Origin of the sequence: Streptomyces sp. NPDC094147 (assembly GCF_044764265.1) — a bacterium.
Lineage (GTDB): Bacteria > Actinomycetota > Actinomycetes > Streptomycetales > Streptomycetaceae > Streptomyces.
Map to the genome: position 1 here is coordinate 1 of NZ_JBIWHT010000023.1, position 20854 is coordinate 20854.

Below are 20854 nucleotides of genomic sequence, written 5' to 3' on the forward strand. Positions count from 1 at the left end.
GGGGGGGGGGGGGGGGGGGGGGGGGGGGGGGGGGGGGGGGGGGGGGGGGGGGGGTTGGGGGGGGGGGGGGGGGGGGGGGGGGGGGGGGGGGGGGCCCCGCTGCGCGCTGCCTCTTCCCCGCCCCGCCCCTTCCCGACCTGGGGCTCCGCCCCAGGCCCCGCTCCTCAAACGCCGGAGGGGCTGGAATTTGTTGCCGAGCCGGATGTGCCGGATGCAGAGGCCGAACCTGTGCCCGCGCCCGAACCGGTGGCCGCGCCCGAACCGGTGCCGACGCCGGAACCAGTGCCCGAACCCGCGCCCGCAACCGCAACCGAACCAGCACCCGGCCCGGCACCAGGCCCCGCCCCCGACCGCGATCCCGACCCCCACGCCACCTGAAAGCCCCCTACTCCTTCACCCCGAACAGCGGGACCAGCTTTGCCGGGAGGAGGTCGTTGCAGGCGAGCTGGCCCGTCTTGGTCAGGGCGTCGTCCACGCACGTGTAGTAGTCGCGGTACACGATCTGCACCGTGAAGCTCGACGCCACGACCGCCAGCGCGAGGACCGCCGTGACCAGGCCGGTCACCGCGGCCGTCATCTGCGGCTTGCCCGGCACGGGCTGCGGCGCGGCCGGGACGGCGGGGGCGGTCGGATAGGCGGCGGTGGCGGGCGCCTTCTCCGGCGGCTTCGGCTTGGCCCGCAGCGCGCTGATCGCCCAGTACAGACCCAGCGCCCCCAGGAGCAGCGCGATCTCCGGCATGTCGAACAGGGCGAAGAAGAAGGCCCACATCCCGGACAGCAGGGCGTAGCGGGCGCGCCGCTGGGCCGGGTCCGTGGGGTCCCAGCGCAGGCCGGCCGGGGGCGGCGGGTTCTGCCCGGGGCCGCCCTCGGGCCGCTCGGGACGCTGGCCGAAGCCGCCCGGCGCGCGGCCCGGCTGGTGGTTGCTCCACTGGCTCCCCCAGGGCGAACCCTGGTTTTCGTCGTCGCCCGGCGCGGGGCGGCGGGGCTGCCAGGGCTGGTCGGGACGGCCCTCGGGCGGCGGTGCGAAGGGGTTGTCGTCGCCGGATCCCGCTCCGGCGCCGCTCCCCGTGCTCCCCGGTCCCGAGTTCCCCGGGTCCGTCGAAGAGGAGCCAGGGGAGGGGGACTGGCGTGCTGCGAACAGCTGGTGGCGTCGGTCCGGCATCTGGTGAACGTCTTCCCCTCGGACCCGTGGCCGGCCGGTCGGGCCGGAGGGGTCGCATCTCGCATGTATGTGGAACAAGTCGGTGGGACAAGTGAGCTGGGCAACTGACTGGGCACCGGCGGAGACGAGTGGGTGAGACACGTCTCGTGTCGCGGCGTCTTCCCAGACGCTACCTGGCGGTCCGGCCCCCGTCCCGTGGGGGCCGTCCGGTGTGCCGGTATCGTTGCTGACGGTCGGCGCTTTCGTAGAGTTCCCCGTATCGAGGGGCGCGATTCGTTCGTACGACCACACAAAGACGTACGACTGCGAGAAAGAGCCCCGCTGTGGCCTCCCCGCCCCCCTCCGCGTCCCCTTCCCCGCCCGAAGACCCGCCCGAGGACCAGACCGCCGCCCGGCCCGAAGCGGCCCGCCCCGCCCGGCTCGTGGTGCTGGTGTCCGGGTCCGGCACGAATCTGCAGGCCCTGCTCGACGCCATCGCCGCCGATCCGGGCGGATACGGCGCCGAGATCGTGGCCGTCGGCGCCGACCGGGGTGCCATCGCCGGTCTGGAGCGCGCCGAGCGGGCCGGGATCCCGACCTTCGTCTGCCGGGTCAAGGACCACGGCTCGCGCGAGGAGTGGGATGCCGCGCTGACCGCGGCGACCGCGGCGTACGCACCGGACCTGGTCGTCTCGGCCGGGTTCATGAAGATCGTGGGCAAGGAGTTCCTCGCCCGGTTCGGCGGGCGTGTGGTCAACACCCACCCCGCGCTGCTGCCCAGTTTTCCCGGAGCCCACGGCGTACGTGACGCACTCGCGTACGGCGCCAGGGTGACCGGGTGCACCGTCCACTTCGTCGACGACGGCGTCGACACCGGCCCGATCATCGCCCAGGGCGTGGTCGAGATCCGGGATGAGGACGATGAAGCCGCTCTGCACGAGCGGATCAAGGACGTCGAGCGACGGCTGCTCGTCGATGTCGTGGGGCGCCTGGCCCGTAACGGCTACCGCATTGAGGGACGAAAGGTTCAGATCGGTGAACTCGGTTAACACGGACGCCGTCAAGCCCATTCGGCGGGCGCTGGTCAGCGTCTACGACAAAACGGGTCTGGAGGAGCTGGCGCAAGGGCTCCACGCGGCCGGGGTCGAGCTGGTGTCCACCGGGTCGACCGCCGCGAAGATCGCCGCCGCCGGGGTGCCCGTCACCAAGGTCGAGGAGCTCACCGGCTTCCCCGAGTGCCTGGACGGCCGGGTCAAGACGCTGCACCCGCGCGTCCACGCGGGCATCCTCGCCGACCTGCGCCTGGACACCCACCGCGCGCAGCTCGACGAGCTCGGGGTGCGCCCCTTCGAGCTGGTCGTCGTCAACCTCTACCCGTTCAAGGAGACCGTCGCCTCCGGCGCGAGCCCCGACGAGTGCGTCGAGCAGATCGACATCGGCGGGCCCTCGATGGTCCGGGCCGCCGCGAAGAACCACCCGTCGGTGGCCGTCGTCACCAGCCCGCAGCGGTACGCGGCCGTGCTCGACGCCGTGAAGAACGGCGGCTTCGACCTGGCCGCCCGCAAGCGCCTGGCCGCAGAAGCGTTCCAGCACACCGCCGCGTACGACGTGGCCGTGGCGTCCTGGATGACCAATGTGTACGCGCCCGAGAAGGCCGAGGAGGGGGGCGCCCAGCTGCCCGAGTTCCTCGGCGGCACCTGGGAGCGCAAGTCCACCCTGCGCTACGGCGAGAACCCGCACCAGGCCGCCGCGCTCTACACCGACGGTCAGCCGGGCGGGATCGCCAACGCCGAGCAGCTGCATGGCAAGGAGATGTCCTTCAACAACTACGTGGACACCGAGGCCGCGCGCCGCGCCGCCTACGACCACGAAGAGCCCTGCGTCGCGATCATCAAGCACGCCAACCCGTGCGGCATCGCGATCGACGCGGACCTCGCCGCCGCCCACCGCAAGGCCCACGAGTGCGACCCGCTGTCCGCGTTCGGCGGCGTCATCGCCGTCAACCGGCCGGTGACGGTGGCGATGGCCGAGCAGGTCGCCGAGATCTTCACCGAGGTCATCGCGGCCCCGGCGTACGAGGACGGCGCCGTCGAGGTGCTCGCCCGCAAGAAGAACATCCGGGTGCTCAAGGTGGACGGCACCCCGCACCAGCCCGGCGACCTCAAGCCGGTCTCCGGCGGCGCGGTGCTCCAGCAGACCGACGTCTTCCAGGCCCCGGGCGACGACCCCGCGAACTGGACGCTGGCCAGCGGACAGGCCCTGAACGAGGCCGAGTTGAAGGAACTCGCCTTCGCCTGGATCGCCTGCCGGGCCGTCAAGTCCAACGCGATCCTGCTCGCCAAGGACGGCGCTTCGGTCGGCGTCGGCATGGGCCAGGTCAACCGGGTCGACTCCGCGAAGCTCGCTGTCGAGCGGGCGGGCGAGGAGCGCGCGCGGGGCTCGTACGCCGCGTCCGACGCCTTCTTCCCGTTCCCCGACGGCTTCGAGATCCTGGCGAACGCCGGGGTCAAGGCCGTGGTCCAGCCCGGCGGTTCGGTCCGCGACGAGCTGGTGGTCGAGGCCGCGAAGAAGGCGGGCGTGACGATGTACTTCACCGGCACGCGCCACTTCTTCCACTGACCCCGGGCGCGTCCGATTCGGCGCAGGTACGCGGAAGGCCGCACCCCGGTGCGGGGTGCGGCCTTCCGGGCCGGGGCGGGTCAGAAGGACTTGACCACCACGGTCGAGCACACCTTGTCGGCGAAGGTCTGCTTCTTGGAGTCCCACAGCGGCCACAGCCAGCCGATGTAGCAGGCGAGGCTGTCCAGGAAGTGGGCGAGACGGCGGACGAAGGCCATGCCGAAGCCGATCGTCTGCCCGTCGCTCTCGCGCAGCACCTTGATGCCGACGGCCTTCTTGCCGGGAGTCTGGCCGGTGGTGCCCTCCTGGTACAGGAGCCAGAGCATGACGCCGATGAGGAGGAGGAAGCCGAGGAGCGCGAAGACGACGGCCACGCCTCCCTTGCCCACGGCCGCGCCGATGATCGACATCAGGGCGTACGGGACACCGACGATCAGGCCGTCGATGATGGTGGCGCCGACGCGCTGGATCCAGCCGGCGAACGGCGGCATGCCGCCGCTGTAGCCGAGCGGGGCCTGCGGGTAGGCGGGGCCGCCCTGCTGAGGGTAGCCGTAGCCCTGCGGCGGGATGCCCTGGGGGGCCTGCTGGCCCTGGGGGTAGCCGTAGCCGGGCTGGCCCTGCTGCTGGCCGTACGGGTTGCCCGGCTGGGGCTGCTGGGGCTGCTGCCCGTAAGGGTTGTTGGGGTCGCCGAAGCTCATGACGGATTTTCCTCCGTTGGTTAATGCGGGGACGACGCGGCCCGAGCGGAGGAAATGCTGTTCTGAGCTTCCCCAAGCTCTCGAACCTCCTCGAGCAGGGGAGGCCCCACTCGCCCCCCGGCACTGCCCGCGGCACTGCGCCGATCATCGTTCTAAATGAGACATAAGTTTGTCCAGCTGAACGCTGGATGTGTTGTGCAAGTGCAACTTGGGCGATGACGCGTCGCCCTGAAAGAATGGGAAACATGACCGCCCAGATTCTCGATGGCAAGGCCACCGCCGCAGCGATCAAGTCCGAACTGGCCGTCCGCGTGGCGGCCCTGAAGGAGCGGGGCGTCACGCCCGGCCTGGGGACCGTGCTCGTCGGGGAGGACCCCGGCAGCCAGAAGTACGTCGCGGGCAAGCACCGCGACTGCGCCGAGGTCGGCATCGCCTCCATCCAGCGCGAACTGCCCGCGACCGCGACGCAGGACGAGATCGAGGCGGTGGTGCGGGAGTTGAACGAGGACCCCGCGTGCACCGGCTACATCGTCCAGCTCCCGCTGCCCAAGGGCATCGACGAGAACCGCATCCTGGAGCTGATGGACCCCGCGAAGGACGCGGACGGTCTGCACCCGATGAACCTCGGGCGCCTCGTCCTCAACGAGCCGGGACCGCTGCCCTGCACCCCGTACGGCATCATCCAGTTGCTCCGCAAGCACGGCGTCGAGATCAACGGGGCCGAGGTCGTCGTGGTCGGACGCGGTGTCACCATCGGGCGCTCCATGCCGCTGCTGCTCACCCGCCGCTCCGAGAACGCCACCGTGACGCAGTGCCACACCGGCACGCGTGACCTGTCGACGCACCTGAAGCAGGCCGACATCGTCATCGCGGCGGCCGGTGTGCCGCACCTGATCAAGCCCGAGGACGTGAAGCCGGGCGCGGCCGTGCTCGACGTCGGCGTCAGCCGCGACGAGAGCGGGAAGATCGTCGGCGATGTGCACCCCGGCGTCGCCGAGGTCGCGGGCTGGCTCTCGCCGAACCCGGGCGGCGTCGGCCCGATGACCCGCGCCCAACTGCTCGTCAACGTCGTCGAGGCGGCCGAGCTCGCCGCGGCCGGCTGACCGGAAAGGGCCTGACCCCATGGGTGCTGGTACGAGTCACGACCCGGCCAAGGACGCGAAGTCTTCGGCGGGCTCGAAGGGCGGGCCCGCCGCGCGGCCCCGCACGGGCGGCTCGCGGCGGTTCCCCTCCGTCACGCGGGACACCGCACGCCCCGAGGGCGGCGGCCGGGCCGCGCCGGGGGACGCCTCGGCACCCGCCCGCCAGTGGCCGCTGCTCTCGGTGCTGCTCGCGGTCGGCCTCGGGCTGCTGATGGTGGCCACCGGGCCGTTCGGACAGGCCTTCAGGGTCGGGCTCGTCATCATCGGCGCCGCCCTCATGGCGGCCGCGGCGATGCGCTGGGCGCTGCCGTCGGTCGGCATGCTCGCGGTCAGGTCCCGCTTCACGGACATCACCACGTACGGAGCGCTGGGCCTCGTCATCGTGCTGCTCGCGCTGATGGCGCAGCCCCGCCCGTGGCTGAACGTGCCGTTCCTCGAAGACGCCGTGCACTTCACGGTGCGCTGAAGCGGCGCGGTGGCCCGCGCTCTCCCCCGGACGAGTGCGGGCCACCGCCATGTCAACCCTGACCCCGGCCCCCGTACCGCATCCGGTGCGCCCCTCCCCGGGAACTGACATCCTGGGGCCGTGCATCCCTGGGGGAGCGACGACAAGGGGGGAAGCGATGCCTCGCTGGAAGGCGCTGCCGGATGAACTGGACCCGCAGGTAAGGGAGTTCGCGAGCCAGCTGCGCAGGCTGGTGGACCGCAGCGGGCTCAGCGTCGCGGCGGTCGCCGACCGCACCGGGTACAGCAGGACGTCGTGGGAGCGGTACCTGGGCGGCCGGCTGCTCGCCCCCAAGCCGGCCGTGCTCGCCCTCGCCGAGGTGACCGGCGCCAACCCGGTCCATCTGACCACCATGTGGGAGCTGGCCGAGCGGGCCTGGAGCCGCTCCGAGCAGCGGCACGACCGGACCATGGAGGACGTCCGGGTCGCCCAGGCGCGGGCCGCGCTCGGGGAGTTCGGGCCCCCCGGATCCGGCGGGGCGCGCGTCCAGTCGCCCAGCGCGGGCCTCGCCGCCGAGCGGCCGGGGAAGACGAAGGCGCCTTCGCGCGCCGGGCCGCCCCCGGGCCGGGCGGACAACCGGCGCCGGATCCTCATGTTCCTGACCGGGGTGGTGGGCGCGCTGCTCGTCATCACGTCGGCGGTGCTCCTCACCGACCTCGGCGGCAGCGACGGCAAGCCCCGGGCGAAGGCGAGCCCGAGCCCGTCGGCATCGGCGCCCGCGCTGCCCGCCGGAGTCAAGTGCGTCGCCGCGTCGTGCACCGGCCAGGACCCCGAAGTCATGGGCTGCACCGACAAGTTGGTCAAGACGGTGGCCAGTGCCAAGGTCGGCGTCTCGGTCGTCGAGGTGCGCTACAGCACGACCTGCCGGGCCGCCTGGGCCCGGCTCAAGCAGGTGGCCCTCGGTGACAAGGTGCAGATCAGCGCGGGCGGCACGGCGGGGGAGTCGGTGGTGGCGGACGCGTACCGCGACACGTACACGAAGATGCTCGCGGTGGACGGGCCGGCGGCGGCGAAGGCGTGCGCCACGCTGAAGAGCGGAAAGAGCGGCTGCGCCGCCGGATCGGCCGCGACCGGTCGATGATCGATCAGCGTGAGGCGTCCCACAGGCGTGCGGGGGTGCGGGACGCCCAGGGTCGGATAGCCTGACCGCGGACATCTCTTCACGTCAAGATTCAGACGGTCGCACGTCAGACTTTCCGGCGGACGGGGTGCCCGGAACGAGAGGGGCCCCTGCTCTACGAGCCCGGGGCACAACCCCACCACCTGCTGTTTCTAACGGAGATCGCCATGACCCGCACTCCCGTGAATGTCACCGTCACCGGCGCGGCCGGCCAGATCGGCTACGCGCTGCTCTTCCGCATCGCCTCCGGTCACCTGCTCGGCCCGGACGTGCCGGTCAACCTGCGCCTCCTGGAGATCACCCCGGCCCTGAAGGCCGCCGAGGGCACCGCCATGGAGCTCGACGACTGCGCGTTCCCGCTGCTGCGCGGCATCGAGATCACCGACGACGCCAATGTCGCCTTCGACGGTGCCAACGTGGCCCTGCTCGTCGGCGCCCGCCCGCGCACCAAGGGCATGGAGCGCGGCGACCTGCTCTCCGCCAACGGCGGCATCTTCAAGCCGCAGGGCAAGGCCATCAACGACAACGCCGCGGACGACATCAAGGTCCTCGTCGTCGGCAACCCGGCCAACACCAACGCGCTCATCGCGCAGGCCTCGGCCCCGGACGTACCGGCCGAGCGCTTCACCGCGATGACCCGTCTGGACCACAACCGGGCGCTCACGCAGCTGGCGAAGAAGACCGGCACCACGGTCTCCGACATCAAGCGCCTCACCATCTGGGGCAACCACTCGGCGACCCAGTACCCGGACATCTTCCACGCGGAGATCGCCGGTAAGAACGCCGCCGAGGTCGTGGGCGACGAGCAGTGGCTGGCCGACGAGTTCATCCCGACCGTCGCCAAGCGCGGCGCCGCGATCATCGAGGCCCGTGGCGCGTCCTCGGCCGCTTCGGCCGCCAACGCCGCCATCGACCACGTGCACACCTGGGTCAACGGCACCGCCGAGGGCGACTGGACCTCGATGGGCATCCCGTCGGACGGCTCCTACGGCGTCCCCGAGGGCCTCATCTCCTCCTTCCCGGTCACCGTCAAGGACGGCCAGTACTCGATCGTCCAGGGCCTGGACATCAACGAGTTCTCCCGCAAGCGCATCGACGCCTCCGTCAAGGAGCTCACCGAGGAGCGCGACGCGGTCCGCGCTCTCGGCCTCATCTGAGCCTGACGACAGGCCTCAACTGAGCCCAGCGGCAGGCGAGTTGACGCGGACCACGATCCGCCGACGCGTCCCGACGAAGCCCCGGCAGCCACTGCCGGGGCTTCGCCCGTTTCCGGCCGCTACCGGGCCGCGTCCTTCGTCAGTTGTACGGCGGCCAGCAGGCTGAGCCCCGGCTGGGCCTGGCGGAGCGCCTTGATGGCGTGCATCGACTCGTCGTCCGGGCCCGGGTAGCCGACCGAGGCCCGCTGGAGGCGGACCCAGCGGGCGCGCAGCTCGCGGTCCGGGACGGCCGCCGCCCGCTCCGCGATCCGGACAGCCGCTTCGAGCCCCGGCCGCTCCGCCTCGCCCGCGCCGGCCAGTGCGTCCCGTATCGCCTCCGTGACGGTGTCCGCGTCGCGCAGCACCAGGACCTCAAGTTCCTTACGGCCGAACATGCAACTCCCCGTTCCTTCGTGTTCCAACGTTGCTTCGTGTTCCAACGTTGTGTACCTGCTCACCAATGTAGTACTTCTTATACATGAGCGAGCAGGTACACAACAGGTTGGCGATGGTGCGTGCCGAGCGCAAGGTGTCGCGCCAGAGCCTGGCCGAGGCGGTGGGCGCCCACTACCAGACCATCGGCTACATCGAACGGGGCCAGTACAACCCGAGCCTCGACCTGGCGTTGAAGATCGCGAAGTACTTCGGACTGCCGGTGGAGGCGCTGTTCTCCCTCGAACCGTTCCGCCCGCTCACCGACGAGGCCTACGGGAGGAACCAGTGATGAACGGGCAACTGACGCGCTACGACCGGCGGATGCAGGAGATCATGAACCGGCGCGAGGCGGCGCCGCTGTACGCGACCGCCGGCCGCAGGCGCCTGCTGGTCGTCGTCCACATCGCACTGACCGCCGCGTTCGTGGCGGCCGGGCTCGCCACCACCCTCGGCGGCTCGGTGGTCGCGCTCTGTCTGCTGCTCGCGCTGCTGCTGCCGTGGTGCGTCGCCACCGGCGCCATCAACGCCTCGACGCGGGGCCTGCTCGAACTGCGCCGCCGCGCCCTCGACGAGCGCCAGCGCACGGAGCGCAGCGAGGTCCTGGCCCGCGCCCACCGCCTCTCCACCGCACTGCTGCTCGCCACCGTCGTGGCCGTCGGCGGGTACCGGCTCGCGGGCGGCGACCTGGGCGGAGCGGCGCTCTTCCGGGTGCTGGTCGGCGCCCTGGTCGTGCACTGGCTGATGCCGCACTGGGTGGCGGGCCTGCGCGCGCAGGACGAGCCGGACGACGAGTGACCGGTCGCGGACATGGGGGTGCCCCCGGCCTCGGTGGCCGGGGGCACCCCCATGTCGGTACGTCCGCTACAACTCACGCACCTGGCGGGCGATGTCCCGCAGCGCCTCCGTCGCACGGATCTGGAGGCCGGGGCCGAACGTGATGCGGCCCGCGCCCAGTTCGCCGAGGCGGCGCGGCGACGGAGCGCCCGGCCGCACGGCCATGTTGACCGGCACCGGTACCGCCGCCGCGATCTCCGGGAGGTGCTCCGGCGGCGCGCCGAACGGATAGACGCCGTCCGCGCCCGCCGCCACGTAGGCGCGGGCCCGCGCGATCGTCGCGGGCAGCTCGGAAACACCGCGGATGTACGTGTCGACCCGGGCGTTGATGAACAGCCGGTCACCCGCCTCCGCCCGCACCTCGGCCAGCCAGTCGGCGTGCCGGGCCGGGTCCTTGAGGGCGCCCTCGGCGGAGTCCTCCAGGTTGCAGCCGACCGCGCCCGTCTCCAGGAGCCGGGCCACCAGTTCCTTCGGGTCGAGGCCGTAGCCGTCCTCGATGTCCGCCGAGACGGGGACCGAGACCGCACGGGCGATCCGGGCGACCGCCGCGAACATCTCGTCCGCGGGCGTCGACCCGTCCTCGTACCCCAGCGACGCCGAGACCCCCGCGCTCGGCGTTGCCAGGGCCGGGAAGCCGGCCTCCTCGAAGACCCGGGCGCTGGCCGCGTCCCACGGGCCCGGCAGCACGAGCGGATCGCTCGGACTGCGGCCCTGGTGCAGGGCGCGGAAGGTGGCGGCGGGGTTCAGCTGTGCCATTCCGTCTCTCCGGGTGCCGTGCGGCGGGTCACCATCAGCCGGTTCCAGCTGTTGATGACGGTGATCGCCGCGATGAGGTGGGCGAGTTGGGTGTCGTCGAAGTGCTGGGCGGCCTTCTCGTACACCGCGTCGGGTACGAAGCCGGGCGCGAGGACGGTGACCGCCTCGGTGAGGGCGAGCGCCGCCCGCTCCCGTTCGGTGAAGACGTCACCCGCCTCCTCCCAGGCGCCCAGGAGGTCGAGCCTGGTCTGCGACTCGCCGCCCTTACGGGCGATCGCGAGGTGCATGTCCAGGCAGAACGCGCAGTGGTTGAGCTGGGAGGCGCGGATCATCACCAGCTCGGCGAGGGCCGGATCGCCCAGTCCCCGCTTGGCGGCGGCGGAGAGCCCCGCGAGGCTCAGATGGACCCGCTCGGGAACCTGGAACTCCCGTGCCGCACCGCTCACTTGTACATGCCGGGGGTGTAGTGACCGGCCACGCCCCGGGTGGTCACGCCGAAGCGGTTCCAGGCGTTGATCATGGTGATGGTGGAGATGAGATGCGCCAGCTCGGTCTCCTCGAACTGCTTGGCGGCCTTCTCGTACACCTCGTCCGGTACGAAGCCTCCCCCAGACTTCGTCCGGGAGGTGCCCCCAGTGAGGACCGTGATCGCCTCGGTCAGCTCGATCGCCGCGAGCTCCTTCTCGGTGTAGAAGTGCGCGGACTCCTCCCAGGCGCTGAGCTGCACGATCCGCTCCACCGACTCGCCCGCCGCGAGCGCGTCCTTGGTGTGCATGTCCAGGCAGAGCGCGCAGTGGTTGAGCTGCGAGGCGCGGATCTTGACCAGCTCGGCGATCACCGGGTCGAGCCCCTGCTCGGCGGCGGTGCTCAGCTTGATCATGGCCTTGTAGACCTCCGGCGCGGCCTTGGCCCACTGGAGGCGGGGGGACTGCTCGGGTGCGTACGTCTTGGTCTCGTTCGTCGTCATGGATGCGACGGTACGTGTCGTATGGCACAGGGGTATGGTCCATTTCCATGGTGAATTCCTGGGCCACTTCTCCGGAAACTCTCGGTGTCGATCTGCACATCGACGTGGGCGGGGTCGGCCTGCGCTCGGGGCTCATGGACGCGCTGCGCGAAGCCGTGCGCAGCGGCCGGCTCGCCCCCGGCACCCGGCTGCCCTCCTCGCGCACGCTCGCCGCCGACCTCGGGATCGCCCGCAACACGGTCGCCGACGCCTACGCCGAACTCGTCGCCGAGGGCTGGCTCACCGCCCGCCAGGGATCCGGCACGAAAGTGGCCCAGCGTGCCGTCGCCCGCCGGGACAAGCGTCTCACCCACCGGCTCCCGGCCCGCCGCAAGCCCACGTACAACCTGATGGCGGGCACCCCCGACCTCGCCTCCTTCCCGCGCGCCGAATGGCTCAAGGCGGCCCGCCGGGCGCTCACCGAGGCCCCGCACGAGGCGTTCGGGTACGGCGATCCGCGCGGCCGGATCGAGCTGCGCACGGTCCTCGCGGACTATCTGGCGCGGGCGCGCGGGGTGTACGCCTCGCCGGACCGCATCGTCGTCTGCTCCGGGTTCGTGCACGGCTTGATGCTGATCGGCAAGGTGCTGCGGGCCCGCCGGGTGCGGGACGTGGCGGTCGAGTCGTACGGCCTGGACGTGCACTGGAACCTGCTGGCCGACGCGGGGCTGCGCCTGCCGCCGCTCCCCTTCGACGAACTGGGCACCCGCACCGAGGAGTTGGGGTCGATGAAGGGGGCCGGGGCGGTGCTCATGACGCCCGCGCACCAGTTCCCGATCGGGGTGCCGCTGCTGCCGGACCGGCGGGCGGCCGCCGTGGACTGGGCGCGCGCCACGGGCGGGCTGATCGTGGAGGACGACTACGACGGGGAGTTCCGCTACGACCGCCAGCCGGTCGGCGCGCTCCAGGGACTCGACCCCGAGCGCGTCGTCTACATCGGCACCGCGAGCAAGTCGCTGGCGCCCGGACTGCGCATCGCGTGGATGGTGCTGCCCGAGCACCTCGCCGACGAGGTCGCCGAGGCGAAGGGCGGGGCGGACTGGACGGGCAGCGCGCTCGACCAGCTGACGCTCGCCGAGTTCATCGGCTCCGGCGCGTACGACCGCCATGTGCGCGGCATGCGGCTGCACTACCGGCGCCGCCGCGACCAACTGGTGGCCGCGATCGCCGAACGGGCCCCCGATGTGCGGGTCAGCGGAATCGCCGCCGGGCTGCACGCGCTGCTCGAACTGCCGCCCGGCACCGAGCGCTCCGTCATCCAGGCCGCCACCTGGCAGGGCCTGGCCCTGGAAGGCCTCTCCCGCTTCCGCCACCCCGAACTCCCGCCGGACCGGGACGCGTTGGTGGTGGGGTACGCGACACCGCCCGACTCGGGATGGGCGGGGGCGCTCGACGCGCTGTGCAGGGCGCTGCCGTAACGCTCCGCGGGAGGTGGCGTTCGTCGGCTGCGGGCCGGCCGTGGCTGGTCGGTCCCCCAAGTTCTCGACTCCGCTCGCACAGGGGGGACCCCCATGCACAGGGGGACCCCCATCGCGGCGGAGCCGCACGGTGTCACAGCCCCGCGCCCCTTCAGGTGTCCGGTGTCGCACCGGACACCCCCTAGCCGTCCTGGAGGGAGGGCTCCGGCGCCGTCTCCGGGGCCTCGCCGAAGCGGGCCAGGGCGAGGGCGCCCGCCACCGCCACCGCGAAGCCGGTGACCGTCAGCCAGCCGAGGCCGTCGCGGGTGCGGTCGCCCAGCCAGGCGACGCCGACCAGGGCCGGGCCGATGGTCTCGCCGATGACCATGCCGGCGGTCGCGGTGGTGACCGAGCCGCGCGACAGCGCGGAGGTGAGCAGCAGGAACGCGGCGCCGCCGCCGAGCAGCAGCGCGTACAGCGCGGGATTCGTCAGGTCGAAGGGGTTGTCGATGAGGCGGACCGCGACCTCGACCACGCCGAATCCGCAGCCCGCGCCGAGACCGAGGACCAGGGCCCGCACGCGGTCCGGAAGGCGGCCCCCGAGCACGCCGGCGGTCAGCACCGCGCCGCTCACCCCGAGCAGCCACCAGGACAGCGAGGCGGGGCCCGCGTCCTTGCCCTCCGCGCCGGACGACAGGCCCAGCATGGCGAGGCCCGCGCAGACCACCCCGACCGCCGCCCACTCCGTACCGGACAGCCTGACCTTCAGGATGCGGGCCGCGACCACCGCCGTCACCGCGAGCGAGGCGGCGAGCGCCGCGCCGACCGCGTAGATCGGCACCGAGCGCAGGGCGACGATCTGGAAGACGAAGCCGAGGCCGTCGAGCGCCAGACCCGCCACATAGCGCCACTGGCGCACGGCACGCAGCAGCAGCGCCGCATCGACACCGGAGCCGGCGCCCGCCCCCGTACTCGGCTCGGTGGCGCGCGTCGCGGCGGCCTGGAGGACGGTGGCCGTACCGAAGCAGACCGCGGACGCAAGCGCGCAGATCATCCCAAAGAACACAGGGGGGACTGTAGCCGCACCCTCGGACGCCCCCTCGGCGGGGCCGGAAAACCCGGAGGCGGGACGTGGCCGACCGGGAACCAGTGTGTGGCCGCAACGCGTCCCGCAACAAGTTCGCCAAGGCCGACAAGGGAACGGGGGAGGTCCGCTGAGGCGAAGGTTCGGCTCCGCCCCCTACCCCGCCCGCAGCTCAAGCGTCACAAAGCCCATCACTCCCCGGTACCCGCGCACGTACCCCGCCCGGTGCTCCTGCGCCACCTTCAACGCCTCGGCCGCGTCCGGGTGTTCGGGGTGGTCCAGGGACCAGCGGGAGAGGGAGCCGGTCCAGGAGAACTCGTAGGTGTCCCACTCCTCCTGTGAGCTGACGTGCGCGGACACCGGCACCCAGCCCGCCCCGGTCACCCGGTCGAAGGTGCCCGCCAGATCGGGATACTCGCCGGGGGTGAAGCCCGCTTCCCGCATCACCCCGTTGATCTCGCCGCCGAAGAAGCCCTCGCCCACCAGGACACCGCCGCCCGGCGCGAGATGGCGGCGGGCCGCCTCCAGGGTGGGGAGCAGGCCGCCGAAGGCGTGGGTGGCGCCGACGCACAGCACCAGGTCGTACGGGTGCGGCTCCGGCGGAGCGAACTCCCTGGCGTCGCCTTCGTGCAGCCGCACCCGGTCCGCGAGGCCCGCCGCCTCGACCGCCGCGCGGGCCTTGTCCAGGGCCGTCCGGCTGATGTCGACCCCGTCCGCCCGCAGGCCGGGCCGGCCGTCCAGGGCCCGCACCAGCCACTCCGCCTCCGCGCAGCCGAGATCGAGCACTCTCCCCTCGCCGCGCGGCAGGGCGCGATCGAGGATCCGGCGTACCGACTCGTCCGAGAGCGGCGCGGCGATCGGGTGGTCGGCGTGGGCGAGGGTGCTGATGAGTCCGTGTTCCATGCCCGCATCGTGCCCGCGCCCCTGCGGAGGCGCGAGGCAATTACGGCGCACTGAGTGATCGCGGGGGTGCGGCGGGCCGGAGCGCCGCTACCATGGCCCCTCTGGCAGCAGCCGCCCTCGAACCCCCTGTCCGGCCGGGCAAGTTGGAGGGCGCGCACGCCCACATCCTCGGGGGAGCAGGAACATGACGCAGGCCCAAGTGCCGCACCAGGGGCAGCCGACGGCCCAGCAGCCGGGCGGGCTGCCGCCGGTCCATCCGGCGCTCAGCGAGGCGACCCGGCTGATGGCCGCGGGCACGTACCTGGACGAGGAGTACCGCGACGCCGTCATCGACGAGCTGTACGTCCACGAGGAGCGGATCGTCGCCCCCTCGCTCGGCTTCGACGCGGCCCGGGTGCTCGCGCACGCGCTGCGCGCCCGCAACCTGGAGATCGCCTGGTCGCTCGGCATCCTCGTGCTCTGGGTGCTGAGCGTGGTCGTCACCCACTACGCCTTCCTCATCGTCCTGGTGCCCTGCCTGCTGCTCGGCCTGGCCCGGATCGTCCGCGGCACCACCGGACCCGCACCCTGGTACCGCACCGTGCCGGCCTTCTTCCTGCGCTGGTGGGGGCGGAGCCTGCTCGTCCTGTTCGCCGTCGCGCTGGTGGTCTCGCTGTTCGGCGGACACCACTCCTCCTCGCACAACTACTCGTCCGGCTACGGGAGTTACGGGGGTTACGGCGGCGGATACGGCGGCTCCTACGGCAGCTCGGGCTCCGTCCCGCAGTTCATCGGCGGCTCCGGTGCGCTCGACCTGGCGAACCAGAGCTTCGGTCCGGGCCTCTCCTGGGGGATCCTCGCCTGCTTCGCCGCACTCGCGCTCTGCGTCGCGATGCAGCGCGCCCAGTTCGCCCGGATCATGGCGGGCGAGCTCTCGCCGGAGGGCTTCCAGGACTTCGCCGCCGACCCCGCGCAGACCAACGCCAACGGGCGGTTCCACCGGCTGGCCGCCATGATCCGCGCCGAGCAGCACGCCAAGCTCGCGGTCTACCGCGCGTACGCCCCGTTCCGCGGCGCGGGCGACCCGTTCGAACCCTGGTCGGTCTCCATCCAGCTGCGCCCCCGCAAGTCGCTCGGCGACCGGAGCCCGGCCCGGGTCAGCAACGCCGAGATCCTGCGCATGGTCGAGCCCCTCATCGCCCAGCTCCGCGTCCCGGCGCCGACGGCGGCGGCCCAGGCCCTCGCCGTACGGGACCGGCTGCGGCAGCTGGAGATGACCGAGTACGTCTTCCTTCCGGTCGACGGGCTCCCCTCGCGCACCCACGCGCCCTACCGCGACGGCGACTTCGAGCAGCACCGGTCCGCCGCTCTGGAGGAGGGCGGCGAGGCCCGCAGGCACTTCCTGCGGATCCGGGTCGGAGGCTGGGAGGAGCACCTGGTCACCACCGTGTTCGTACGGGTCCACACGCAGGGCGGCATGCTGGTCCTGGAAATCGCGCCGCACGTCCTGCCGCCGCTGCGCGAGGACTTCTTCCGCGCCGACCGGGCCGCCCACGACTTCCGCTGCCGCAACCCGCTGGGCAAGGCGGCCTGGGCGCTGCTGCACACCCCGGCGTCCGCGCTGCGCTCCCTCGTCGTCGTGGGCCGCGCGATCGGCTCCACCTGGCACCGCCTCACCGGCGGGTACGGGCGGGCGCTGCCCGACGGCCCCGCCCGGTCGGTGCGCGAGCTGGCCGCGGCGCCCGACACCTCCCTGTTCCAGGCGATGGACTACCAGCGCTATGTGAAGTCCGTCGAGGACCGGGTCACCAGCGGGGTGCGGAACGTGCTGTACGAAGCTGGGTACGACACCGGGCAGTTCGAGCAGAAGATCGTCAATGTCGCCCAGGGCGGAGTCATGATCGAGAACGCCCGCGGGGCGATCAGTGTCGGCGACCACAACACCGTCAAGAACGAGGGGTGAGACGACCATGTCCGACGGCGACAACACACAGCGGTCCGTGCACATCAGCGGGGTGACCGGATCCGTCTCGGTCGGTGACCACAACAAGGTGCAGAGCACGTACCACGCGGGGGCCGGCGACGACGAGGCCCACCGCCAACTCCTGGACGCCATCGTGGAGTTCAGGACCGGCCTCGCCCAGCTCGTCGTCAATGACCAGACCAGCACCCTGGACGCGGAACTGGCCGACGCCGAGGACGAGATCCGCACCGCCGGCCGCGCGACCCCCGGTCGCCTCGCCCGCCTCGGAGAGCTCCTCACCGGAGCCACCGCCATCACGGGCCTGCTCGCCTCGGGCGAGACGCTGGTCCAGCGGGTCCGCGAAGTGATCGGGCTGTGATCGGGCGATGAGCGCGGGCAAGGGCGAGGTCCGCTGGAACGCGGCGACGCAGAAGTGGGAGACGGTACAGGGGTCGGAACCGGCACCCCCCGCACCTCCGGGGCCCCCGGCGCCGCCGACGCCCCCCGCCCCCGAGCCGCCCCCGGAGGAGCCGCACGCCGAGCCCCCCGGGGCGCGCCCCGCCCGGCGGGTGCCGGTCGCCGTCGTCGTCGCGATGGTCGTGGTGGCCGCGGCCGGCGCGGGCGGCGGCTGGCTGCTGGCCCGGGGCGGGTCGGACCACCCGAAGGTCGTGGTCGGCCCGCCCGCGTCCGGGTCGCCCTCCGTCACCCCCGAGCGGAGCGACGACGGCAAGGGCAGCCCCTCGGCCTCCAGCTCCGCCTCCGCCTCACCGGGCTCCACCGCGCCCGCCGGGTTCCAACTCGTCCAGGATCCAAGGGGGTTCACGCTCTACGTGCCGCAGGGCTGGACCCGCGAGGACCAGGGGGTCAAGGGCGTCTTCTACAACTCCGCCGACCACGCCCGGCTGATCCAGGTGTACCCGGTCGCCGAGACGGGCCTCAGCCCGTACGACGCGCTGAAGCAGACCTCGGGGGAGCTGGCGAAGAACCCCGGCTACCAGGAGATCAGCCTCGGCAACGACGCGACCGTGCCCGGCGGCGCCACCCAGGCCGCGCGGCTCGTCTACGCGTACGACAACCAGCAGCTCGGCCACCGGCGCCAGGTGGTCGACTACGCCTTCCTGACGCCCGGCGGCGAACACTACGCCGTACTCTCCGCGGCCCCGGCCGAGGCCTGGCCGGAACAGGAACAGACCCTGAAGGCGGCGCTGAGTGCCTTCTGCTCAGGGTCCAACTGCCGTTCCGCGCAAGCTGGTTGACGGCTACTCCGTCGCGAGCACCGCGCGCAGCTGATCGAGGCCCCAGTCCAGGTCCTCCTTGCTGATGACCAGCGGCGGTGCGATGCGGATCGTGGAACCGTGGGTGTCCTTGACCAGGACCCCGCGGTCCATCAGCTTCTCGGAGATCTGCCGTCCGGTCCCGTACGCCGGATTGATGTCCACGCCCGCCCACAGCCCGCGCCCGCGCACGGTCTCGACCGTGCCGGTGCCGGTCAGCAGGCCGAGCTCGTGGTGCAGGTGCTCACCCAGCTCGGTGGCCCGCTGCTGGTACTCGCCGGTGCGCAGCATGGCGATGACCTCCAGGGCGACCGCGCAGGCGAGGGGGTTCCCGCCGAACGTCGAGCCGTGCTCGCCCGGCCGGAACACGCCGAGCACGTCCGCCGAGGCGACGACCGCGGACACCGGGACCACGCCGCCGCCCAGCGCCTTGCCCAGGATGTAGACGTCCGGCACCACGCCCTCGTGCTCACAGGCGAAGGTCTTCCCGGTGCGGCCGAGGCCGGACTGGATCTCGTCCGCCATGAACAGCACGTTCCGCTCGCGCGTCAACTCCCTTACGCCCGCGAGGTATCCGGGCGGCGGAACGAGGACGCCCGCCTCGCCCTGGATGGGTTCGAGCAGTACGGCCACGGTGTTCTCGGTGACCGCGGCCCGCATCGCGGTGAGATCGCCGTACGGGACGATCTCGAAGCCCGGCGTGTAGGGGCCGTAGTCCGCGCGGGCCTCCGGGTCGGTGGAGAAGCTGACGATCGTGGTCGTACGGCCGTGGAAGTTGTCCCGGGCGACCACGATCTTCGCCGTCCCGTCCTTCACGCCCTTGACCTTGTACCCCCACTTGCGGGCGGTCTTCACGGCGGTCTCCACCGCCTCCGCCCCGGTGTTCATGGGCAGCACCATGTCCTTGCCGCACAGCTCGGCGAGCTCCGTACAGAACTGGGCGAAGCGGTCGTGGTGGAACGCCCTCGACGTCAGCGTCACTCTCTCCAGCTGCGCCTTCGCCGCTTCGATGAGGCGGCGGTTGCCGTGGCCGAAGTTGAGCGCCGAGTAGCCGGCCAGCATGTCGAGATAGCGCCGGCCCTCGATGTCCGTCATCCAGGCGCCCTCGGCGGAGGCGACGACGACGGGCAGGGGGTGGTAGTTGTGCGCACTGTGTGCCTCGGCGGAACGGATGGCGTCTTCGGTCGCTGCGTGGGTCGACACGGGTTCTCCGATCGTCATGCGGCATGGGGCGTAGATGGTGCCCTTTTCTATCGTCGCTCGGATGCCGGACGAAGAAACCTTGCCGTTCGGCGCGGCCGGTAGGGTGTTCGGTACGTACGGCGACTGGCGAACGGGGAAACGACCCCGGGGGAGCCGTGCGCGGCCTGCCGCACGAGGTGCCGCCCGCCTGGGCACCCCGGGAATCTGTCAACGGACCCCGGAGGACGTCATGAGCCTGCCCCTTTCCCATCCCGCCCTGCTCGCCACCGACCCCGAGCTGGCCGCGCTCGTCGCCGCCGAGGAGCGGCTCCAGTCGGACACCCTGCGCCTGATCCCCAGCGAGAACTACGTCTCGACGGCGGTCCTGGAGGCCTCGGGGACGGTGCTGCAGAACAAGTACAGCGAGGGCTACGCGGGCCGCCGCTACTACGAGGGCCAGCAGAACATCGACAAGGTCGAGACGCTGGCCGTCGACCGGGCCAAGGCGCTGTTCGGCGTCGAGCACGCCAACGTCCAGCCGTACTCCGGCTCGCCCGCCAACCTCGCCGTGTACCTCGCGTTCGCCCAGCCCGGCGACACCGTGATGGGCATGGCGCTGCCGATGGGCGGCCACCTCACGCACGGCTGGGGCGTCTCGGCGACCGGCAAGTGGTTCCGGGGCGTGCAGTACGGCGTGCGCGCCGACACCGGTCTGATCGACTTCGACGAGGTGCGCGAACTCGCCCTCAAGGAGCGCCCGAAGCTGATCTTCTGCGGCGGCACGGCGCTGCCCCGCACGATCGACTTCGCCGCGTTCGCGGAGATCGCGCAGGAGGCGGGCGCGGTGCTCGTCGCCGATGTCGCGCACATCGCGGGCCTGATCGCGGGCGGCGCCCACCCGTCCCCGACCCCGTACGCGGACGTCATTTCGACCACCACGCACAAGACCCTGCGGGGTCCGCGCGGGGCGATGCTGATGTCCCGCGAGGAGCACGCGAAGGCCATCGACAAGGCGGTCTTCCCCGGGCTCCAGGGCGGCCCGCACAACCAGACCACGGCGGCGATCGCGGTCGCGCTGCACGAGGCGGCGCAGCCGGCGTTCTGCGCGTACGCGCACGAGGTGGTCGCCAACGCGAAGGCCCTCGCTCAGGCGCTGCTGGCCCGGGGCTTCGACCTGGTGTCGGGCGGCACCGACAACCACCTGATCCTGATGGACCTCACGCCGAAGGACGTTCCCGGCAAGGTCGCGGCGAAGGCGCTCGACCGGGCGGGGATCGTCGTCAACTACAACACGGTCCCGTACGACCCCCGGAAGCCCTTCGACCCCTCCGGCATCCGCATCGGCACGCCGTCCCTGACCTCTCGGGGTCTGGGCGTCGACCACATGCCTGCGGTGGCGGAGTGGATCGACCGGGGTGTGACGGCGGCGCGGGCGGGCGACGAGTCCGCCCTCGCGGTGATCCGGGCGGAGGTGGCCGACCTGATGTCGTCCTACCCGGCCCCGGGCCTGCCCCTGAATTGAGCCCCCACCCCGCCAGGGGCGCGGGGCTGTGACCTGGTGCGGCTCCGCCGCGTGGGCGCGAGCAACCACGCACGGCCCGCAGCCGACGGAACACCTGC

22 protein-coding genes and 1 riboswitch are annotated in these 20854 nt (G+C 72.3%); of the genes, 13 read left to right on the top strand and 9 right to left on the bottom strand.

What is annotated here, in order from left to right:
- Window positions 1-385 precede the first annotated feature (385 nt).
- The gene (locus tag ACIQ8J_RS26945; RefSeq protein WP_403268565.1) at window positions 386-1162 is read right to left on the bottom strand and encodes a hypothetical protein; all 777 of its coding nucleotides are present in this window, start codon (window positions 1160-1162) and stop codon (window positions 386-388) included.
- A 323-nt stretch (window positions 1163-1485) separates the two neighbouring features.
- Between ACIQ8J_RS26945 and purN the strand changes: the two genes are divergently transcribed.
- Window positions 1486-2190 carry a phosphoribosylglycinamide formyltransferase gene (purN, locus tag ACIQ8J_RS26950; protein ID WP_403268567.1) on the top strand — a complete coding sequence of 235 codons (705 nt, stop codon included), beginning with the start codon at window positions 1486-1488 and terminating at the stop codon, window positions 2188-2190.
- On the top strand, window positions 2117-3760 hold the full coding sequence (gene purH / locus ACIQ8J_RS26955) for a bifunctional phosphoribosylaminoimidazolecarboxamide formyltransferase/IMP cyclohydrolase (protein ID WP_403268570.1): 1644 nt from the start codon (window positions 2117-2119) through the stop codon (window positions 3758-3760). The genes purN and purH overlap by 74 nt, the downstream gene beginning before the upstream one ends.
- An 80-nt stretch (window positions 3761-3840) precedes the next feature.
- Here the strand turns inward: purH and ACIQ8J_RS26960 are convergent, their stop codons facing one another.
- Window positions 3841-4458, bottom strand: a complete 618-nt coding sequence (locus ACIQ8J_RS26960; RefSeq protein WP_403268573.1) for an RDD family protein — start codon at window positions 4456-4458, stop codon at window positions 3841-3843.
- A 245-nt stretch (window positions 4459-4703) separates the two neighbouring features.
- Between ACIQ8J_RS26960 and ACIQ8J_RS26965 the strand changes: the two genes are divergently transcribed.
- The 4 genes from ACIQ8J_RS26965 (at window position 4704) to ACIQ8J_RS26980 (ending at window position 8382) form a co-directional block, all read left to right on the top strand.
- Window positions 4704-5561, top strand: a complete 858-nt coding sequence (locus ACIQ8J_RS26965) for a bifunctional methylenetetrahydrofolate dehydrogenase/methenyltetrahydrofolate cyclohydrolase (protein WP_399056017.1) — start codon at window positions 4704-4706, stop codon at window positions 5559-5561.
- 19 nt (window positions 5562-5580) lie between these two features.
- Entirely contained in the window at window positions 5581-6066 is a 486-nt protein-coding gene (locus ACIQ8J_RS26970) for a DUF3017 domain-containing protein (protein WP_403268576.1), read from the top strand.
- A gap of 157 nt (window positions 6067-6223) precedes the next feature.
- Window positions 6224-7186, top strand: coding sequence for a DUF2690 domain-containing protein (locus ACIQ8J_RS26975; RefSeq protein ID WP_403268579.1), 963 nt, complete (start codon window positions 6224-6226; stop codon window positions 7184-7186).
- Window positions 7187-7392: 206 nt separating this feature from the next.
- A complete protein-coding gene (locus tag ACIQ8J_RS26980; RefSeq protein ID WP_403268581.1) occupies window positions 7393-8382 on the top strand; it encodes a malate dehydrogenase in 990 nt (329 codons plus the stop codon).
- Between the two features lie 119 nt (window positions 8383-8501).
- Here ACIQ8J_RS26980 and ACIQ8J_RS26985 read toward each other — a convergent pair whose 3' ends face one another.
- Window positions 8502-8816 (bottom strand): hypothetical protein, encoded by a 315-nt coding sequence (locus tag ACIQ8J_RS26985; RefSeq protein WP_403268584.1) that lies wholly within the window; start codon window positions 8814-8816, stop codon window positions 8502-8504.
- An 83-nt stretch (window positions 8817-8899) separates the two neighbouring features.
- Between ACIQ8J_RS26985 and ACIQ8J_RS26990 the strand changes: the two genes are divergently transcribed.
- On the top strand, window positions 8900-9145 hold the full coding sequence (locus tag ACIQ8J_RS26990) for a helix-turn-helix transcriptional regulator (RefSeq protein WP_399056031.1): 246 nt from the start codon (window positions 8900-8902) through the stop codon (window positions 9143-9145).
- On the top strand, window positions 9145-9651 hold the full coding sequence (locus ACIQ8J_RS26995) for a hypothetical protein (RefSeq protein ID WP_403268587.1): 507 nt from the start codon (window positions 9145-9147) through the stop codon (window positions 9649-9651). Before ACIQ8J_RS26990 ends, ACIQ8J_RS26995 begins: the two co-directional genes overlap by 1 nt.
- Before the next feature lie 66 nt (window positions 9652-9717).
- Here ACIQ8J_RS26995 and ACIQ8J_RS27000 read toward each other — a convergent pair whose 3' ends face one another.
- Genes ACIQ8J_RS27000 through ACIQ8J_RS27010 form a run of 3 tightly spaced genes read right to left on the bottom strand, consistent with a single transcriptional unit; the run spans window position 9718 to window position 11413 of the window.
- Complete coding sequence (locus ACIQ8J_RS27000) at window positions 9718-10446, bottom strand: isocitrate lyase/phosphoenolpyruvate mutase family protein (RefSeq protein WP_403268590.1); 729 nt, start codon at window positions 10444-10446, stop codon at window positions 9718-9720.
- Window positions 10434-10892, bottom strand: coding sequence for a carboxymuconolactone decarboxylase family protein (locus tag ACIQ8J_RS27005; protein ID WP_403268592.1), 459 nt, complete (start codon window positions 10890-10892; stop codon window positions 10434-10436). Before ACIQ8J_RS27005 ends, ACIQ8J_RS27000 begins: the two co-directional genes overlap by 13 nt.
- Window positions 10889-11413: a carboxymuconolactone decarboxylase family protein gene (locus ACIQ8J_RS27010; RefSeq protein WP_403268594.1), complete on the bottom strand. Its 525-nt coding sequence runs from the start codon at window positions 11411-11413 to the stop codon at window positions 10889-10891. The genes ACIQ8J_RS27005 and ACIQ8J_RS27010 overlap by 4 nt, the downstream gene beginning before the upstream one ends.
- 47 nt (window positions 11414-11460) lie before the next feature.
- On the opposite strand from ACIQ8J_RS27010, the gene ACIQ8J_RS27015 reads away from it, so the two are divergent.
- Complete coding sequence (locus ACIQ8J_RS27015) at window positions 11461-12870, top strand: PLP-dependent aminotransferase family protein (protein ID WP_403268597.1); 1410 nt, start codon at window positions 11461-11463, stop codon at window positions 12868-12870.
- 181 nt (window positions 12871-13051) lie between these two features.
- Here ACIQ8J_RS27015 and ACIQ8J_RS27020 read toward each other — a convergent pair whose 3' ends face one another.
- Both ACIQ8J_RS27020 and ACIQ8J_RS27025 read right to left on the bottom strand, forming a co-directional pair.
- Window positions 13052-13903 (bottom strand): hypothetical protein, encoded by an 852-nt coding sequence (locus ACIQ8J_RS27020; RefSeq protein WP_403268855.1) that lies wholly within the window; start codon window positions 13901-13903, stop codon window positions 13052-13054.
- 186 nt (window positions 13904-14089) lie between these two features.
- A complete protein-coding gene (locus ACIQ8J_RS27025) occupies window positions 14090-14836 on the bottom strand; it encodes an SAM-dependent methyltransferase (RefSeq protein WP_403268600.1) in 747 nt (248 codons plus the stop codon).
- A 184-nt stretch (window positions 14837-15020) separates the two neighbouring features.
- Here ACIQ8J_RS27025 and ACIQ8J_RS27030 point away from each other — a divergent pair, with 184 nt between their 5' ends.
- From ACIQ8J_RS27030 to ACIQ8J_RS27040, 3 genes are read left to right on the top strand one after another with little or no spacing between them, the layout of a single operon-like run.
- Window positions 15021-16778, top strand: coding sequence for a hypothetical protein (locus ACIQ8J_RS27030; protein WP_403268603.1), 1758 nt, complete (start codon window positions 15021-15023; stop codon window positions 16776-16778).
- A gap of 7 nt (window positions 16779-16785) precedes the next feature.
- The gene (locus ACIQ8J_RS27035) at window positions 16786-17157 is read left to right on the top strand and encodes a hypothetical protein (protein WP_403268605.1); all 372 of its coding nucleotides are present in this window, start codon (window positions 16786-16788) and stop codon (window positions 17155-17157) included.
- Between the two features lie 7 nt (window positions 17158-17164).
- Window positions 17165-18034: a hypothetical protein gene (locus ACIQ8J_RS27040; protein WP_403268608.1), complete on the top strand. Its 870-nt coding sequence runs from the start codon at window positions 17165-17167 to the stop codon at window positions 18032-18034.
- A 3-nt stretch (window positions 18035-18037) separates the two neighbouring features.
- On the opposite strand, the gene rocD is transcribed toward ACIQ8J_RS27040, so the two are convergent.
- A complete protein-coding gene (gene rocD, locus ACIQ8J_RS27045; RefSeq protein ID WP_403268610.1) occupies window positions 18038-19273 on the bottom strand; it encodes an ornithine--oxo-acid transaminase in 1236 nt (411 codons plus the stop codon).
- A gap of 91 nt (window positions 19274-19364) precedes the next feature.
- A riboswitch (ZMP/ZTP riboswitch) is annotated at window positions 19365-19455 on the top strand.
- A 29-nt stretch (window positions 19456-19484) separates the two neighbouring features.
- On the opposite strand from rocD, the gene glyA reads away from it, so the two are divergent.
- Complete coding sequence (gene glyA / locus ACIQ8J_RS27050) at window positions 19485-20756, top strand: serine hydroxymethyltransferase (protein WP_403268613.1); 1272 nt, start codon at window positions 19485-19487, stop codon at window positions 20754-20756.
- The last annotated feature ends 98 nt before the right edge of the window (window positions 20757-20854 follow it).

What these genes read in the sequence shown, in the direction of transcription:
- ACIQ8J_RS27020 (WP_403268855.1), bottom strand. Translation starts at nt 13,903, where the DNA reads ATGATCTGCGCGCTTGCGTCCGCGGTCTGCTTCGGTACGGCCACCGTC.
- rocD (WP_403268610.1), bottom strand. Translation starts at nt 19,273, where the DNA reads ATGACGATCGGAGAACCCGTGTCGACCCACGCAGCGACCGAAGACGCC.
- ACIQ8J_RS27000 (WP_403268590.1), bottom strand. Translation starts at nt 10,446, where the DNA reads ATGGCACAGCTGAACCCCGCCGCCACCTTCCGCGCCCTGCACCAGGGC.
- purH (WP_403268570.1), top strand. Translation starts at nt 2,117, where the DNA reads ATGTCGTGGGGCGCCTGGCCCGTAACGGCTACCGCATTGAGGGACGAA.
- ACIQ8J_RS27025 (WP_403268600.1), bottom strand. Translation starts at nt 14,836, where the DNA reads ATGGAACACGGACTCATCAGCACCCTCGCCCACGCCGACCACCCGATC.
- ACIQ8J_RS27030 (WP_403268603.1), top strand. Translation starts at nt 15,021, where the DNA reads ATGACGCAGGCCCAAGTGCCGCACCAGGGGCAGCCGACGGCCCAGCAG.
- ACIQ8J_RS27040 (WP_403268608.1), top strand. Translation starts at nt 17,165, where the DNA reads ATGAGCGCGGGCAAGGGCGAGGTCCGCTGGAACGCGGCGACGCAGAAG.
- ACIQ8J_RS26965 (WP_399056017.1), top strand. Translation starts at nt 4,704, where the DNA reads ATGACCGCCCAGATTCTCGATGGCAAGGCCACCGCCGCAGCGATCAAG.
- ACIQ8J_RS27010 (WP_403268594.1), bottom strand. Translation starts at nt 11,413, where the DNA reads ATGACGACGAACGAGACCAAGACGTACGCACCCGAGCAGTCCCCCCGC.
- ACIQ8J_RS26970 (WP_403268576.1), top strand. Translation starts at nt 5,581, where the DNA reads ATGGGTGCTGGTACGAGTCACGACCCGGCCAAGGACGCGAAGTCTTCG.
- ACIQ8J_RS26960 (WP_403268573.1), bottom strand. Translation starts at nt 4,458, where the DNA reads ATGAGCTTCGGCGACCCCAACAACCCTTACGGGCAGCAGCCCCAGCAG.
- ACIQ8J_RS26975 (WP_403268579.1), top strand. Translation starts at nt 6,224, where the DNA reads ATGCCTCGCTGGAAGGCGCTGCCGGATGAACTGGACCCGCAGGTAAGG.
- ACIQ8J_RS26980 (WP_403268581.1), top strand. Translation starts at nt 7,393, where the DNA reads ATGACCCGCACTCCCGTGAATGTCACCGTCACCGGCGCGGCCGGCCAG.
- ACIQ8J_RS27015 (WP_403268597.1), top strand. Translation starts at nt 11,461, where the DNA reads ATGGTGAATTCCTGGGCCACTTCTCCGGAAACTCTCGGTGTCGATCTG.
- ACIQ8J_RS26945 (WP_403268565.1), bottom strand. Translation starts at nt 1,162, where the DNA reads ATGCCGGACCGACGCCACCAGCTGTTCGCAGCACGCCAGTCCCCCTCC.
- ACIQ8J_RS26995 (WP_403268587.1), top strand. Translation starts at nt 9,145, where the DNA reads ATGAACGGGCAACTGACGCGCTACGACCGGCGGATGCAGGAGATCATG.
- ACIQ8J_RS26985 (WP_403268584.1), bottom strand. Translation starts at nt 8,816, where the DNA reads ATGTTCGGCCGTAAGGAACTTGAGGTCCTGGTGCTGCGCGACGCGGAC.
- ACIQ8J_RS27035 (WP_403268605.1), top strand. Translation starts at nt 16,786, where the DNA reads ATGTCCGACGGCGACAACACACAGCGGTCCGTGCACATCAGCGGGGTG.
- ACIQ8J_RS26990 (WP_399056031.1), top strand. Translation starts at nt 8,900, where the DNA reads ATGAGCGAGCAGGTACACAACAGGTTGGCGATGGTGCGTGCCGAGCGC.
- glyA (WP_403268613.1), top strand. Translation starts at nt 19,485, where the DNA reads ATGAGCCTGCCCCTTTCCCATCCCGCCCTGCTCGCCACCGACCCCGAG.